Raw genomic sequence first — 16,484 nt, 5'->3', positions numbered from 1 at the left:
AACCAGCGTAGTTCATATGTCATATATACTTACAATGCTATGATACGACCTAAGCCCTACTACAAAATACAGGAACATTTTACTAGCACCAATCGTTTCTAATTCTTTTGTATACAAAAAAAATCCTTATCTTAGCATAAAAGCACTAAGATCAAGGAATTTGGCTTTTTATTGTTTTAAGCATTTCTTAACGTTGTATTAGAAATTCTGTAAGACGAGGTTAACACTTTATGACCATTCAAACGTGAAAAAGCGCTCCCATAAACTGAGAACGCAAAAGCGAGCTAATAAGTAAGATCAATCTTTTAGCTATTCGATTAATTATTAAACACCATAATACTTAGCAAACAACTCTTTATTCCATTCATCTCCACCATCTACATTCGAACTTTTAAACACAGGTGGTTTTAATCCAGCTTGATGATATTTTTTTGCTAATAATATAGAAATGGATTGAGCAACAAAAGCTCCAGCTATTGTGGAAGTTGCACCCATACCTGTATTTGCTTCTTCTACATAAAAGGCAGCATCCCCAAGACCGGTACAATTATCTATAACTACATCACTAAATTCGCAAAGATATTTTCCACTACTATGTCTTGATTTTGAGCCTTCTGGATGATTTGGATTTGTAAAAGCAATTACCTTTGCACCGCATTCCTGTGTCATTTTTGCAAGTTCAACCGTCATTCCATTTCTCCCCGAATTGGAAGCAATCACAAGAATATCCTTTGAGCTTATTTTGTATAAATCAAAAATTACCTTTGCATAAGCTTCTATTCGTTCGATTACAGTACTTTTTAATGGATGGTCATGTAAAAAAAACTCATTCGGCAAAATTGGAGAGACATCCGCAAATCCACCTGCTCTTACATAAAATTCTTCTGCAAACATATGTGAATGACCCGAACCAGTAACAAGAAAGCGGCCACCATTTTGAATGGCATCAAAAATACAAGTTGCTGCATGGTCAATGTTTTGATTTTGTGTCGTATAGAGTTTTTCGAGATTTGCCATCACATACTTAAAATAATTCTCCATAAATAAATACCTTCTTTGATTTAATAAATTTACCAACCGTACTTCTTTTCACTCCATTTTTTTATAACTAAATCTTGTTTTACGAAAACAAGACTATTTTGTTCAATATCTTTATCGATGATTGCACCTGCTCCTAATACACTATAAGCCCCTATTTTACATCCTGGCATAATAATCGTATTCACACCAGTTCTACAATAATCACCAAGATAAGCTGCATTTGAAAAATGTAAGGGTATTTCTTTCCGTCCATTTACTGAGTGCTCAGTTTCACCGTCATCAAAGCGTAATGTCCCACAAACCGTTGCTGCACCAATATCCGTATGACTGCCTATTGCGCCATAAAACTCGCCATAGTGGTAAAGATATACTTTATCCATTACCATTCCGCCAAGGAACTCTGAACAGTGGTCGAAAATACAATGTGATCCAATTGCAACTCCATCATAAATCATACAATAATTACGAATGGCAGTATGATCGCCAATAACAGCATTGCCATTGAAAATTGCACCGTTATCGATGATTGTATTATCACCTACAATTAGGTTACCGTGAATAACAACCCGATCACCAATTGAGGAATTCTTACCAAGCTTTACGTGACCATGAATGGTTGCATTTTTAGAAATCGTCGCGCCTTCTGCTAGTTCGTTTTCTTTTATTGCATTACAAAAATGATGCACCATATATTCATTCGCTTCTAACATATGCCAAGGCTTATCGATATCAAAGAAATAGCCATTACACTCAATCGCTTGTAATTTTGTTTTCTCAAGTGATTTTAGAAGAGCAGCTTCGACGTATCGTTCTTTCGGAACACCCACTCCTACTTTGACATTCGGAAAATAGTCGGGCGTTCTTCTCGCATCATCTAGTAATGACTCATCAAAAAGAAATCCCGCGAATTGATGGGTAATACTGTCACCACGGTAATGAGCACCGATTGACTGAACAAATCCATCCTTTATACTCGCACCAATCCAATTCCTTGATGATTCTTCTAATTTTTTCAACAAAACAGTAGGTTTGTTCGAATTAGCCAATTGCTCAAGATCCTTTTGTTCGACGATTGTATCACCGTAAAGAACAAGAAACTCCTTAGTACTTGAAAGTTTCTCAACTCCCATAACTAAGCTTTCTGCACTTCCTAAATTTGATTGATCAACTACAAATTTAACATTATCCATGTCGAATAGAAGATTCTCAATCTCTCTTTGATGTTCCTCATTAACGACAACAACAATCTCTTCTATCCCCATTGCTACAATGGATTCAATATTAAAACGTATTAATGGTTTACCAGCGATTTTTATTGCTGTTTTGGAGCGAACTGCGTTGAAAGGATTTAGTTTACTCCCTTTGCCTGCCGCAAGAATTACTGCACTTTTTACCATTCTAATACCTCGACTATAAAAATTTTTTACTTATATTCAACTAATCGAAATTTATTTTTGCCTGCTAATAAATAAGGCATTAAATCGTATGCAAAAGGATGAATAAATCCAATGACATTATGTTCAACAGATTGTCCTAAATCTTTTAATGAAATTTGTACCTCTCCCTCATATTGTGCACTTCGATTATTTAAAATAGAAACTGTATATTTCTTTCTTGGAGCACAGTAGCAATGAGGTACTTCCATTCCCCTTGTATCAGTTGCACGAATGAGATTTGCTGGTTGATCTACTCTTGAAATAAGAACCTGCTCGCTAATTTTCACCTTTGTCTGTTCGGGAACAAACTGATTAAAAACAACTGGAATTTCTATATAATCTTGTTTGTAACATCTAGCCATTTCATTGAGCTCTGAAAGATCTGCAAATGAGTCTCCAATTAACACATCATTAAAACAATTTGCAAATAACTCTAGCATGGCAATATGACTAGGCAAGAAGCGGTGTTTTTCAATTGTACAAACTCCATGACCTAAATGGTGTAAATCTTTAGGAGAAAGCTGCGAAGCAACAAACCCTCCGACTGGCACACCGAATAAAGCAAACATATTGTTAATGGAGCGTATGTCTTCTAAAGACAATGCTGTATCTGGTAGAGGAAAAAAATTATGACAAGCTGTTAGTTGTCCGATATTTCCTTCTCGTTCGATTGTTTCTAAAAACTCACGACATTCGCGTAAAGCGTTTCCATTTTGATTATTAGAAGAAGACATTGAAGCATTTACTTCTATTTGAATTCCCTGTTTATTTTTTGAAAGAAGCGCAACTTCTTCACTCGTGAACCCTCCATCGATGCGGAGCCTTGTGATGCCCATATTCTGTAAAGCTGTAAGGTCAGTTAATGTACAACCTAATTCACTGAAAACTTCATCATTCATATCAGCTGACACAGTCATATTTAGTTTATTACAATAACTAAATAATTCATTCCAAGTGTCCGCATTTACATTTATTGCACCTTCAAAACCATGATTATTTAAAATCAGTGAAACAAATACCTTTTTAAAGCCTAATGATTGTGCCTTTTCTAAATAATCTTTGATTTGATCTAAAGGATAAAAGTTGGGATATACACTAATTCCTATTTCACGCATATTCGATCGCCATTCCTTTATTTTTATTTTGAATTACTTGTATTTCTCACCAATAATGATGGCACCGAAAACTGGATCATAAAGAGGTGCAGAAAGTTCAACTTGGGGTAAAGCCACACTTAACTTATCCTTTAGTGTATCGAAATACTCAGCTGATTTCGTCAGCAAACTTCCTGCCACAGATAGGCGAAAATTAATTGAACCCATTTGTCGGCTGATTCCAATGACTAAACGAACCAACTTATCTAGTTCTCCTTCAACAATTGTACGAGCAGCATCGTCACCTTTTACCCATGCCTCTAAAACGATTGGGGTACATGAAGCTACCTTATCTACGGGAATTGTATCTTCCAAGTATAATAAATCCATAAAATCTTCCGGAGAATCCAACTTAAAATGAGCGAGCAATTTTTCGGTAAATGAAGTAGGAGCAATTACTTTGTCGTACTCATTCATAACAGCCGCGATTGCAAGTAAACCAATCTGGAAACCTCCACCCTCATCACTTATTAATCCGCCCCATCCGCCTGAGCGTATTGTATTTCCTTTTGAGTCTACTCCCATAACAATGGAGCCTGTTCCAGCAATCATCAAAGCATCTTTTCGATCTCCGTTCCCACCAACAAGAGCAATTTCTGCATCATTCACTACTTCTAACTGACAAGTAAAACCACTTTCTTTTAATGCATTCAAATAGATATCAATATCTTTCGGTCGATCTACCCCCGCAGAGCCTAATACAAGAATCGCATTTTGTATGCGCTCTCCAAAATAAGAAACAAGCGATTCATATATTTCACTAAATACTGGTCTAAGCCCTTCTACGCCGATGTTGTTATAATTGGACATTCCAAAATTTTTATCAAATAATGTTTCTCCGTTTAAGCGTTCTTTGACCACCACTCTCGTTTTCGTTCCTCCGCCGTCCATTCCGATTATCAATCTATTCATTATGTGTTGATCCACCCTTTCGTTAAGCTAATAAGTTATCGTACCAATCTACTTTTACATGTAGCTTTAAATTCATTCTTCTTCGTTTCTTATTTCATCTTAATTTTTCAAATTTGTTATGGATGTATAGTTGCATTAATTGTAAAATAAACATTTCTCATTTACTAGGTGGATATTTTCTTCATGTAAAGGAAAAAAACCACTTATTCAATGTGAACAACTCGTCAAGGTTTAGAATTGGAGATTATATAAATGAAAACAAAAAAAGTACCCTATAGTTAGACCTTTAAGTGTCTACTCTAAAGAGTACTTTTTATCTGTATTTATATGTGCAGACTGTAATTGACAACACTAGGGCTGACAATTTTACAGTTCCAATATTCCATCAAGATACTTTGACTCAAAGTTATCAAGCATTGCACGTACTTCATCTGTTGATGATGTACTCATTAATTGATTTCTTAATTCACTTGCCCCTCTAAACCCACGGACATATATCTTAAAAAAGCGATGAAGAGCCTTGAACGAACGGAGCTCTAAATGTGAATATTTATCATGAAGATCCATATGCAATCTTAAGAGATCAAGTAGTTCCTTACTGCTATGTTCTGTCGGCTCCTTTTCAAAAGCAAACGGATTATGGAAAATACCGCGGCCAATCATAATCCCATCAATACCGTATTGATCAGCGAGCTTTAAACCAATTTGACGGTCAGTAATATCCCCATTGATCGTTAAGAGTGTATCTGGTGCCACTTCGTCACGAAGTTTCTTTATCTCCGGTATTAATTCCCAATGTGCATCCACTTTGCTCATTTCATCTCTTGTACGAAGATGGATTGACAGATTGGCAATGTCTTGTTTCAAAATGTGAGTTAGCCAGTCGCGCCATTCGTCTACCTCAGAGAAACCAAGCCTTGTCTTCACACTTACAGGTAATCCTCCTGCTTTTGCTGCTTGTATTAATTCTGCTGCAACTTCTGGACGGCGAATCAGGCCGCTTCCCTTTCCGTGCCCTGCCACATTAGGTACAGGACAGCCCATATTGATATCCACACCTTTAAACCCAAGTTCTGCCATACCAATACTCATTTGTCGGAAAAATTCAGGTTTATCACCCCATATATGAGCTACCATCGGCTGTTCATCCTCTGTAAAAGCCAAACGCCCACGCACACTTTTGTTTCCTTCTGGGTGACAATAACTCTCACTATTTGTAAACTCTGTGAAAAACACATCTGGTCTGGCTGCTTCACTTACAACGTGACGAAATACAACATCCGTTACTTCTTCCATTGGTGCCAGTATAAAAAACGGTCGCGGTAAATCGCGCCAAAAATTATCTTTCATATTAAATTTCAAATCCTCTCATTATGGGATTCCAGTCCATTCTCCTATCCCAAAATTAAAAAGCAAGAAGCCCTTGCTTACACTTGTATCTTCATTCCCTTATTATCTCCACGCCATCAAATAGCAATCCAGTGATCCAAGTTAATAAAGGTTTTGCTACAAAACTGAAGAACTTTAGAAGGACATCAGGTTCAAAAACTTAGTGTCTGTTCCCTTAATTTAGTACTAATTTTGCGACAGCTTCCACGTGACTAGTATGTGGGAACATATCCACTGGCTGTATTTCTACTGTTTTATAACCACCGTCTTCAAGTACTCGTAAATCTCTTGCTAATGTAGCAGGATTACATGATACATAAACTACTTTGCCTGGCTTCATATCAATGATTGTATTTAATAAAGCCTCGTCACAACCTTTTCTTGGAGGATCTACAACTAATACTTCAGCTGTAATACCTTGCTTGTACCAATTAGGTATAACTTCTTCAGCTTTCCCTACTTCAAATTCAACATTTGTCATCTCATTAATCATAGCATTTCGTTTCGCATCTTCAATTGCCTCTGGTACAATTTCAACACCATAAACCTTTTTAGCCTTTTGAGCTAAAAATAAAGATATTGAACCGATTCCACAGTATGCATCAATAACTGTTTCACTACCGTTTAAGTTTGTATACTCGAGTGTTTTATCATATAAAACCTTAGTTTGTGTAGGGTTTACTTGATAAAATGATCGAGCTGATATTTCAAAAGTGATATCACCAATTTTATCTTTGATTGTTTCACTTCCGTATAATACAATTGTTTGATTTCCAAGAATCACATTTGTTTTTTCATTATTTACATTTTGAATAATACTTGTAATTGTTGGATATTTTTCAACAATTCTAGCTATTAATTCGTCTTTTTGAGCAAAGTTCACTTTATTAGTAACAAGAACTAGCATTGATTCATTTGTATAGTAACCATAGCGTGCCATAATATGACGCAATTGTCCTTTGTGGCCAACTTCATCGTATGGCTCGATTTTTAATTCTTCACAAAGATCCTTCACAGTTTGGATCATTTCATCATTTTCTTTTCCTTGAATGTAGCATTCATTCATTGGAATAATTTCATGGCTTCTCTTTTGATAGAAACCAACAACTAATCCACCTTCTAGATCCCCTACAGGAACTTGTGCTTTGTTACGATAACTCCATGGGTTTTCCATGCCTAACACTGGGTGGATTACTACGTCATCAAGTTTTCCAATTCTTTTTACAACCTCTACTACTTGTTTATGTTTCGCCTCAAGTTGGCCTTCATAGCTCATATGTTGAGTTTGACAACCACCACATTGATTGTAAATCGAACAAATCGGTTCTACTCGAACATCACTTTCTTTTTGGAATTCAATGATTTTACCGAACCCAAAGCCTTTACTTGTTTTTAGCACCTTAATTTGTGCTTTTTCACCAGGGAGTGCATTTGGTACAAAAATCGGATATCCATCCACCTTTGCAACTCCATGTCCCTCATGAGTTAAATCGATAAATTCAACATCTATTAATTGATTCTTTTCTACAGGTAACACTCTTTTCGACAAGTCCCTTACCTACCTTTCAACCTTTTATTAAACCATTTCATTATACAAAATAAATAACCACGTTAACTACCGTGGTTACTTTTTCTAGTATTTACTACTATTTCACTTATTATGGTACATAGATTTCTAGGTGGTTGTAAAGCATATCGACAGTACATGGTGTTTCTCCACCGTACTCACCATCAATATTTAATAGTAGTTTATCATCAGACATAATTTTCAAATGGCTTGCTCTAGTATAAAGAACATGTTCATTTTGTACATGCTGGCCACTTAATAGCTGAGCACATACTCTGATGATTTCAGCTATATTTGATTTCTTTAAGACTAATAAGTCAAATTGTCCATCATTAATACTTGCTTCAGGTGCAATTTTTTCAAATCCACCAACAGAATTTGTATTCGATAATAAGAACAAAAATGCTTCTTCATCAAATACTTTTCCATCATACTCAATTTTTAATCGTGTAGGCTTAACTCTTGGTAACATTTCAATACCTTTTAAATAATATGCTAGCTGTCCTAACATTGTTTTTAGTTTACTAGGTACTTCATATGTTAATTCTGTAATTTTACCGGCAGCTAAAATATTTACAAAATATTTATCATCAACTCTTCCAATATCAAGAGGCACAGTTTGCCCATTTGTTATGACTTCAGCCGCTTCCATAATTGAAACATTCACACCAATTGCTCTAGCAAAATCATTTGTTGTCCCAACTGGGATTAATCCTAACTTTGGTCGATATTCTTGTTCTGCCATACCACTAATGACTTCATTAAGTGTTCCATCTCCACCGCAAGCTACAACTAAATCAAATTTTCGTTCACATGCTTCTCTTGCTGCCATTGTCGCATCACCTGCACCAGTTGTTGCATGACAAGAGGTTTCATAACCCGCTTGCTCGAACAATTGCAACACATCGGGAAGCTTTTTCTTAAAAATTTCACGACCAGAAGTAGGGTTGTAGATAATTCTTGCACGTTTCATCATTAACCATCCTACTTATTTATTTAAGTTCTCTAACTTATATCCTAACCTAAAAAGATTTTGTAGTAAACTTTTTCCATTTACTTATCTATTTTTACCTTTCTAAAGCATGTTCAAACCCATATTGAAAAGCAATATTATATTATATTAAATTTATATTACATTCGTTTCTTTGCTATATTTTTCTACCGTTTTGAACAACTTAATCATTATAGTACATATTGATGATAAAAACATTAAAGTAGAATTAAGGATTGATAATGAGATGGATAACAAACCGTTCGTGAATGTAGAGTATTTTGCTCTAAAAAAGTTAAAAATTTATCGAGATAGTGTTTTGCGTTTTTTATTAAGAGCAATAATGGCTAGTATGTTTATAGGCTTCGGGGTTATCGTAGCATTTAAATCAAGTAATTTCTTTCATGCTACGTATACACCTTTTGCCTACCCAATGGCTGCTATAACAATTACTGTCGCCATTCTTCTTATTGCATACGGTGGAGCTGATCTATTTATAGGAAACATATTTTATTTTGCCTATACTGCCATAAGAGGAAGAATGAATTGGCTTGAGGTGCTAAATTTGTGGCTTATAACTTACATTGGAAATATACTAGGTGCTGGCTGTTTTTCTTTATTAATTCATGTAACAGGATTATATAACGATCCAACAGTAAAGTGGATATCCTTTTGTATGCACCAACAAGCCAACCATATTATTGAGTCATTTTGACTTTAAATGTACAAAAAAACTACGGAGCTTATAGTCCGTAGTTTTTTGTATTGAAAATCTTATCTTTTTTGAATTTCTTCCATTAAGATCTTATTTAATAGTGGTGGATTCGCTTGGCCTTTAGTCGCTTTCATCATTTGACCAACAAGGAAGCCAATAGCTCGGTCCTTACCATTTTTAAAGTCTTCAATTGATTGTGGGTTAGCATCAAGAGTTTCGATAACGATTTTACGAAGAGCGCCTTCATCAGATAATTGTACTAAACCTTTCGCTTTTACAATTTCATTTGCGTCTCCACCGTTTTCGATTAACTCAGTGAATACTTTTTTCGCAATCTTAGAAGAGATTGTACCGTCTGTAATTAACTTAAGCATACTAGATAAGTTTTCAGGCGTTAAAGCAACTTCATGTAGTTCTTTTTGTGATTTATTTAAGTACGCTGAAACTTCACCCATTAACCAGTTAGATGCTAATTTTGCATCTGCACCATTGTTTACTGTTTCATCGAAGAAATCAGACATTTCTTTTGTTAAAGTTAATACCATTGCATCGTATGCTGGTAAACCTAATTGGTCTACATAGCGTTTTTGACGAGCATCTGGAAGCTCCGGAATACTTTGGCGAACACGTTCTTTCCACTCATCATCAATGTATAGTTCAACTAAGTCTGGCTCTGGGAAGTAACGGTAATCATCCGATCCTTCTTTTACACGCATTAAGATTGTAGTCTTTGTAGCTTCATCGTAACGACGCGTTTCCTGTTGGATTACTCCGCCAGATAATAATACTTTTTCTTGGCGAACTTGTTCGTGCTCTAGTCCTTTTTGAACGAAAGCAAATGAGTTTAAGTTCTTTAATTCTGCTTTTGTACCGAATTCTTCTTGTCCAAATGGACGTAAAGATATATTAGCATCACAACGAAGTGATCCTTCTTCCATTTTTACATCTGATACACCGCTGAATTGAATAATTGACTTAAGTTTTTCTAAATATGCATAAGCCTCTTCAGGAGTTCTCATATCCGGCTCAGAAACGATTTCAATTAATGGAGTTCCTTGACGGTTAAAGTCTACTAATGAATAACCTTCATCTGTATGATTTAACTTTCCAGCATCCTCTTCTAAATGAACGCGCGTAATACCGATACGTTTCTTTTTGCCACCAACTTCAATTTCAATCCATCCATTTTCACCAATCGGCTTATCAAATTGAGAGATTTGGTAAGCTTTTGGATTATCAGGATAGAAGTAGTTTTTACGGTCAAACTTTGTTTCAGTTGCAATTTCACAATTTAACGCCATTGCTGCCCTCATACCAAAGTTTACAGCTTCTTCATTTAATACTGGTAACACACCTGGGTAACCTAAATCAATTACACCAGTGTTTGTATTTGGTTCTGCACCAAACGCATTAGGGCTTGGTGAGAAGATTTTTGATTTTGTTTTTAATTCTACGTGTACTTCTAAACCGATTATCGTTTCAAAATTCATCTTTCCCGCGCCTCCTTATAGTTGTGGTCTTTGTTTTGTAAAGTCAGTTGCTTGCTCGTATGCATGGGCAACTCTGTAAATTGTAGACTCATCAAAATGTTTACCGATAATTTGTAATCCTAATGGAAGACCATTATGGAAACCACAAGGAACAGAAATCGCAGGTACACCCGCTAAGTTAATAGGAATCGTTAAAATATCATTTGCGTACATTGTCATTGGATCACTTACTTTTTCGCCTACTTTAAATGCAGGAGTTGGTGTAGTTGGGCCAATAATAACATCATAGTTTTCAAATACTTTCTCGAAATCTTCTTTTATTAATGTACGAACTTGTTGAGCTTTTTTATAGTAAGCATCATAGTAACCAGAACTTAATGCATAAGTACCTAACATGATACGACGTTTTACTTCGTCTCCAAAGCCTTCAGCTCTAGTTTTCTTATAAAGATCAATTAAGTTTTCTACATCAGCTGCACGGTGACCGTAGCGAATACCATCGAAACGAGCTAAGTTAGCAGATGCTTCAGATGAAGAAATTAAATAATATGTAGCTAATGCGTATTTAGAATGTGGTAATGAAACCTCTTCCCAAGTAGCACCTAGGCTTTCTAATAAATTTAAAGCAGCCATAACAGATGCACGAGCTTCTTCACCAACGCCTTCTCCTAAATATTCTTTAGGTACAGCGATACGAAGACCTTTTACATCACCTGTTAACGCCTTAGCAAATGAAGGAACTTCTACATTAGCTGAAGTTGAGTCACTTGCATCTAATCCTGAAATTGCTTGTAATAACAATGCATTATCTTCTACATTTCTAGTAATTGGTCCAATTTGGTCTAGTGAAGAAGCAAATGCTACTAAACCAGAACGAGATACACGACCATATGTAGGTTTTAAACCAACAACTCCACAAAATGAAGCTGGTTGACGGATTGATCCACCTGTATCAGAACCTAAAGAGAATAATACTTCTCCAGCAGCTACTGAAGCTGCAGACCCACCGCTACTTCCGCCTGGTACGTATTCAGTATTCCAAGGGTTACGAGTACCACCGAACGCAGAATTTTCATTAGATGAACCCATTGCAAATTCATCCATATTTAATTTTCCGATCGTAATGCTTTCAGCTTGAGCTAATTTCGTTACAACTGTCGCATCATAAATTGGATTGAAGTTCTCAAGAATTTTACTCGCACAAGTAGTACGAAGACCCTTTGTAACGATATTATCTTTTACACCAATAGGCATACCAGCAAGGATTCCACGAGACTCATCCCAAGGCTTTTCATCAAGTGCTTTAGCTTGTAGACGCGCTTGCTCTTCATTTAAAGTTAAAAATGATTTTACTTCACCATCAACTGCAGAGATTCGCTCATAAGATTCATTTACTAATTCTTCTACCTTAATCTCTTTTGATTTTAATTTGCTATGTAATTCTGAAACTGTATATTCAAATAATGACATTCTAATTTCCCCCCTTAATCCAATATTGACGGTACTTTAACTTGTCCATCTTTGTGGTCTGGTGCATTTTTCAGTACCTCTTCAATTGGTAAACCTTTACCTGGCTCATCTTTACGTAATACATTACGCATTTTTAGGACATGTGTAGTTGGTTTCACATTTGTTGTATCAAGTTCACCTAACTGCTCAGCAAAATCTAAAATTGCTCCAAGTTGTTTTGAAAACTTCTCTGCTTCTTCCTCAGTCACCGCTAAACGCGCTAAATGAGCAACGTGCTTAACTTGCTCCATTGTAATTTTTGACATTTATATGCACCTCCATATTATTCGCACAACATACAATATACTGATAATACCAAATTTCCCATGTGTCGGGCAACATTCCACTTAAATACAAGCAAAATAATTACAGACTGTCCGCCAAACGGTCTCTTTCTTCGTTACTCACCTAACTGAAGCTCATTATCGTATAGGATAACTCCGCTCCTCATTAGGCTAAACGAACCTCAAAAGACATTCGCTTCCAAACAGTCTGTACATCAAATTCTTACATATACAATTAATCAAACGTTTGTTTAAATTTGGACTAAAGTTTATTCAGCAGGGATTCTTGTTAGTTCAATTCCATATTTTTTAAAATACTCAATTGAATAATCATCCGGATACCCTACATTATATACAACTCTAGTAATCCCCGCTCCATTTATCATTTTTGCACAAGCTCGACACGGTGCAGTTGTACAATAGATTGTCCAATTATCACCTTTCGTTTTTTGAATTCCTGATTGTACTAGTTGATAAATTGCATTTTCTTCAGCATGGAAAGCATCACAAGGATACTGATCTGAGTATTTACCACTATCTAATAACCCTTCTTGACGAGCAGCAAAGCGTGGACATCCCCCATCGATACAATGCTTAGCTCCTTTCGGATATCCATTATATCCAGAAGCAATTATTCTATTATCACTTACAATAACTGCTCCAACCCTTCTACTTCCGCAAGTTGAACGAAGAGAAGTTATAAATGCCTGTCCTAAAAAATAAGAGTCCCAATCATCACGAGTTCCTAATGGAATTGAATCTACTAATTGAATAATTCTCTGTAAAATTTGCATGATATCCCTTCTCTCTGTTCACTATCATTTATATAAAATTATAGCATAATAATATGGGGAAGGGCTTTGCTTGGAAATATTTATGTTATGTCTTCTCCAATAATGTGAACCGTTTCTGATTACGTTCGATTATACATTTTTTCCTAACATTTAAAATATAAAAAGAAACCCACAAAGAAATTTCTTCGTGGGTTTACTCTTTTATAGGTTGTCCATAAGACAAGCCATTTTTTAATCTATTAAAGCATTTCTGAAGTTGTTTTACCTTGCATGTGAAGAACTAGGTAGTCTGGTCCGCCTGCTTTTGAGTCAGTACCTGACATGTTGAATCCACCAAATGGTTGGTAACCAACGATTGCACCAGTACATCCACGGTTGAAGTATAAGTTACCAGCGTGGAAGTCTTCACGTGCTTTTTCGATGTTTGCACGGTTGTTAGAGATAACAGCACCTGTTAATCCGTATTCAGTATTGTTAGCAATTTCTAAAGCGTGATCAAAATCTTTAGCTTTGCAGAATGCTACAACTGGTCCAAAGATTTCTTCTTTCATTAAACGAGCATCTTCAGCAACGTCAGCAACGATTGTTGGTTTGATGAACCAACCAGTAGAGTCGTCTCCTTCTCCACCTGTTACTACACGGCCTTCTTCACGTCCGATTTGTACGTAGCTCATTACTTTATTGAAAGCAGCTTGGTCATTAACTGGACCCATGTAAGTTGAACGGTCTTCTGGGTTTCCAACAGTTAATTCGTTTGTTAATTCGATTGCACGAGCAAGAACTTGATCATACACATCTTGGTGAATTACTGCACGAGAACATGCTGAACATTTTTGACCAGAGAATCCGAATGCAGATGAAACGATTGATTTAGCAGCTAATTCTAAATCAGCTTCTTTATCAACTACCATTGTGTCTTTACCGCCCATTTCAGCGATAACACGTTTTAACCAGATTTGACCTGGGTTTACTTTTGCAGCACGCTCATAGATACGAATACCTACTTCTTTAGAACCAGTAAAGCTGATGAAACGAGTGCGTGGGTGATCAACTAAGTAATCTCCTACTTCAGCACCACTACCTGGTACGAAGTTTACTACTCCTGCAGGTAATCCAGCTTCTTCTAATACTTCTAAGAATTTGTAAGCAACTACTGGAGTTGTACTTGCTGGTTTTAATAGAACAGTGTTACCTGTTACTACAGCAGCTACAGTTGTTCCAGCCATTATTGCAAATGGGAAGTTCCAAGGAGAAATTACAACGCCAACTCCTAATGGAATGTAGTTGAAACGGTTATATTCACCAGGACGGCTTTCAACAGGAATTCCGTCTTTTAATTGTAACATTTGACGAGCATAGAACTCTAAGAAATCAATTGCTTCAGCTGTATCAGCATCAGCTTCATTCCAAGGTTTACCAGCTTCTTTAGTTAATAAAGCTGAGAATTCGTGTTTACGACGACGAATAATTGCAGCCGCACGGAATAAGATGTCAGCACGAACTTCAGGTTTAACTTTTTTCCATGTATTAAAAGTTGTATCAGCAATTTGCATAGCTTTTTCAGCTAAGTCACGACTTGCTTTAGATACAGAACCAATAACTTCTTTATGATTTGAAGGATTTACAGATACGATCTGTTCTTCTGTAAAGATACGCTCTCCACCAATGATTAGTGGATATTTTTCACCTAAATAAGATGAAACTTTTGCTAATCCTTGATTGTATTGTTCTTGATTTTCCTCTAAGCCAAAGTTAGTAAATGGCTCATGTTTGTAAGGTATAACCATTGAATAAATCCCCCTTTAGTTTGAAAATAGCAACAACTGTAACCGTTTTTCATTCAGTTTTTTCAGTCAATTGCTAGTAGAATAACTACTCTATAAAAAACTCACATATACATAATACAATATTCCTATATATTCTTCAAATATGAAACGCTTACAGATTCTTCCCTTATATTAAAAAAAAGGAAGAGTAGTCCTCTTCCTTTTAGTTATAAATATGCACACTTGGTTCCTTAGCATCTACCTCTTTTACGATGAGTGCTTCCTGTCCATTTGATGAGAATATATTCGTCTCAACCTTTAAGTATGAAGGGAAATGGTCCATCATAAGTCCTGCTACATACTGAGTAAAAGCTATGACTTCTGCCTTACCATAAAATTGCATAGGTATATCAATTTTTAGTTGTATTAATTCATTATCCTTATAAAAACCAGTGCCTACAACACCAGTATAATTCGGAAAATAATTTTCTATATCTGATTTAAAATTAACCATTTTCATAGCATCATCTCGGTAATCTGCAGTTGCAGCGGCTGAAGGGAATAAATAGTATTTCTCATTTATTTTATCCCAATTGCTAATTGAGAAGTCATTTCCAGAAACTGAAGTCATTGCAACATAGTTTCCAGGTACTACAGATGATTGGCTTTGCTGACGGAAAATAGCAAATGTAATTGGTATATCTTTAAATTCATCCATTTTTCGCACTCGCGTCAAAATTTCTTGAGCGATCGCTTTACCTTGTTTAATCATTTCATCTTGAGGAATTTTAAGCTCTCTTGGGTAGCCGTGCTCCTCTTGATAATAATAAACAGAGTTCATTGCTAAACCAATTGCTACACCCTCAACTTTAACTTCTTTTCCGTCCTTTTTTAGATAATCCTGTTCTAAAATAGAATTTAAAAATATCGGAGCTTGTTTAGCCTTTTGATCTTCCGTAAGATTTTTTGTATCCGTTTGAATTGGATTCAATCCATCATTTGTAATTGAACTTGGCTTTAAATTTGCGCTCTTAAGTGCATCTTGTTTTTGTTTAAATTGTGAAGGAGTATACTTCCTTTTTAGCCAAGATTCCACTGTTTTTTTACTTAATAATTGTCCTTCTTGATACAAGTAATCTTTTGTTGAATATTGCTCTTGTACAATTCGCATTAAACCTAATTCAAATTCACTAATATCAAGTCTATTATCGATATTTGCAACGACAGCACCTCTTGTTTTACTTGGTTTAAATGGAAGTATTGTCTTGTAGTAGTCATTTGAAATTGAATAGCGGGGTATGATTGCGTCTTCCCCTTTTTTATTATTGCTCTCTTGTACAACCTTATCTTCATTCTTTATTGATAATGAACAGCCAGATAAGATGAGCGAAAGACAACATAGGAGCATTCCTATACGTTTTTTCATCTAACTCACA

General features: G+C 35.8%; 14 protein-coding genes. 1 reads left to right on the top strand and 13 read right to left on the bottom strand.

Going from position 1 to position 16,484, the window contains the following annotated elements; translation table 11 throughout:
• Window positions 1-324: 324 nt before the first annotated feature.
• From COE53_RS09175 to COE53_RS09145, 7 genes are all read right to left on the bottom strand, one after another.
• Window positions 325-1,041, bottom strand: coding sequence for an SIS domain-containing protein (locus COE53_RS09175; RefSeq protein ID WP_098947867.1), 717 nt, complete (start codon window positions 1,039-1,041; stop codon window positions 325-327).
• Between the two features lie 29 nt (window positions 1,042-1,070).
• Window positions 1,071-2,438, bottom strand: a complete 1,368-nt coding sequence (locus COE53_RS09170) for a nucleotidyltransferase family protein (RefSeq protein WP_218962882.1) — start codon at window positions 2,436-2,438, stop codon at window positions 1,071-1,073.
• Between the two features lie 26 nt (window positions 2,439-2,464).
• Window positions 2,465-3,592, bottom strand: a complete 1,128-nt coding sequence (locus COE53_RS09165) for a MupG family TIM beta-alpha barrel fold protein (protein ID WP_025568876.1) — start codon at window positions 3,590-3,592, stop codon at window positions 2,465-2,467.
• Window positions 3,593-3,625: 33 nt separating this feature from the next.
• Window positions 3,626-4,543 (bottom strand): N-acetylglucosamine kinase, encoded by a 918-nt coding sequence (locus COE53_RS09160; protein ID WP_069032663.1) that lies wholly within the window; start codon window positions 4,541-4,543, stop codon window positions 3,626-3,628.
• 366 nt (window positions 4,544-4,909) lie between these two features.
• Complete coding sequence (locus COE53_RS09155; protein WP_025569119.1) at window positions 4,910-5,893, bottom strand: tRNA dihydrouridine synthase; 984 nt, start codon at window positions 5,891-5,893, stop codon at window positions 4,910-4,912.
• A gap of 214 nt (window positions 5,894-6,107) precedes the next feature.
• Window positions 6,108-7,481: a 23S rRNA (uracil(1939)-C(5))-methyltransferase RlmD gene (gene rlmD, locus COE53_RS09150; protein WP_069032662.1), complete on the bottom strand. Its 1,374-nt coding sequence runs from the start codon at window positions 7,479-7,481 to the stop codon at window positions 6,108-6,110.
• 109 nt (window positions 7,482-7,590) lie between these two features.
• On the bottom strand, window positions 7,591-8,475 hold the full coding sequence (locus tag COE53_RS09145) for a diacylglycerol kinase (RefSeq protein ID WP_025569121.1): 885 nt from the start codon (window positions 8,473-8,475) through the stop codon (window positions 7,591-7,593).
• A gap of 262 nt (window positions 8,476-8,737) precedes the next feature.
• Here COE53_RS09145 and COE53_RS09140 point away from each other — a divergent pair, with 262 nt between their 5' ends.
• Entirely contained in the window at window positions 8,738-9,205 is a 468-nt protein-coding gene (locus COE53_RS09140) for a formate/nitrite transporter family protein (RefSeq protein ID WP_025569123.1), read from the top strand.
• A gap of 59 nt (window positions 9,206-9,264) precedes the next feature.
• On the opposite strand, the gene gatB is transcribed toward COE53_RS09140, so the two are convergent.
• The 6 genes from gatB to COE53_RS09110 form a co-directional block, all read right to left on the bottom strand.
• Entirely contained in the window at window positions 9,265-10,695 is a 1,431-nt protein-coding gene (gene gatB / locus COE53_RS09135; protein ID WP_069032661.1) for an Asp-tRNA(Asn)/Glu-tRNA(Gln) amidotransferase subunit GatB, read from the bottom strand.
• 15 nt (window positions 10,696-10,710) lie between these two features.
• Window positions 10,711-12,165: an Asp-tRNA(Asn)/Glu-tRNA(Gln) amidotransferase subunit GatA gene (gene gatA, locus COE53_RS09130; protein ID WP_069032660.1), complete on the bottom strand. Its 1,455-nt coding sequence runs from the start codon at window positions 12,163-12,165 to the stop codon at window positions 10,711-10,713.
• Window positions 12,166-12,179: 14 nt separating this feature from the next.
• Window positions 12,180-12,470 (bottom strand): Asp-tRNA(Asn)/Glu-tRNA(Gln) amidotransferase subunit GatC, encoded by a 291-nt coding sequence (gatC, locus tag COE53_RS09125; RefSeq protein ID WP_069032659.1) that lies wholly within the window; start codon window positions 12,468-12,470, stop codon window positions 12,180-12,182.
• Window positions 12,471-12,757: 287 nt separating this feature from the next.
• The gene (locus COE53_RS09120; protein WP_069032658.1) at window positions 12,758-13,282 is read right to left on the bottom strand and encodes a deoxycytidylate deaminase; all 525 of its coding nucleotides are present in this window, start codon (window positions 13,280-13,282) and stop codon (window positions 12,758-12,760) included.
• 239 nt (window positions 13,283-13,521) lie between these two features.
• On the bottom strand, window positions 13,522-15,069 hold the full coding sequence (gene pruA, locus COE53_RS09115; RefSeq protein WP_069032657.1) for an L-glutamate gamma-semialdehyde dehydrogenase: 1,548 nt from the start codon (window positions 15,067-15,069) through the stop codon (window positions 13,522-13,524).
• A gap of 202 nt (window positions 15,070-15,271) precedes the next feature.
• Complete coding sequence (locus COE53_RS09110) at window positions 15,272-16,474, bottom strand: CamS family sex pheromone protein (protein WP_069032656.1); 1,203 nt, start codon at window positions 16,472-16,474, stop codon at window positions 15,272-15,274.
• Window positions 16,475-16,484 lie beyond the last annotated feature (10 nt).

The organism is Bacillus sp. AFS029533 (assembly GCF_002585125.1).
Taxonomy (GTDB): Bacteria; Bacillota; Bacilli; order Bacillales; family Bacillaceae_G; genus Gottfriedia; species Gottfriedia luciferensis_B.
Note: the sequence above shows the minus strand (reverse complement) of the source record. Positions and strands in the feature narration are given on the sequence as shown.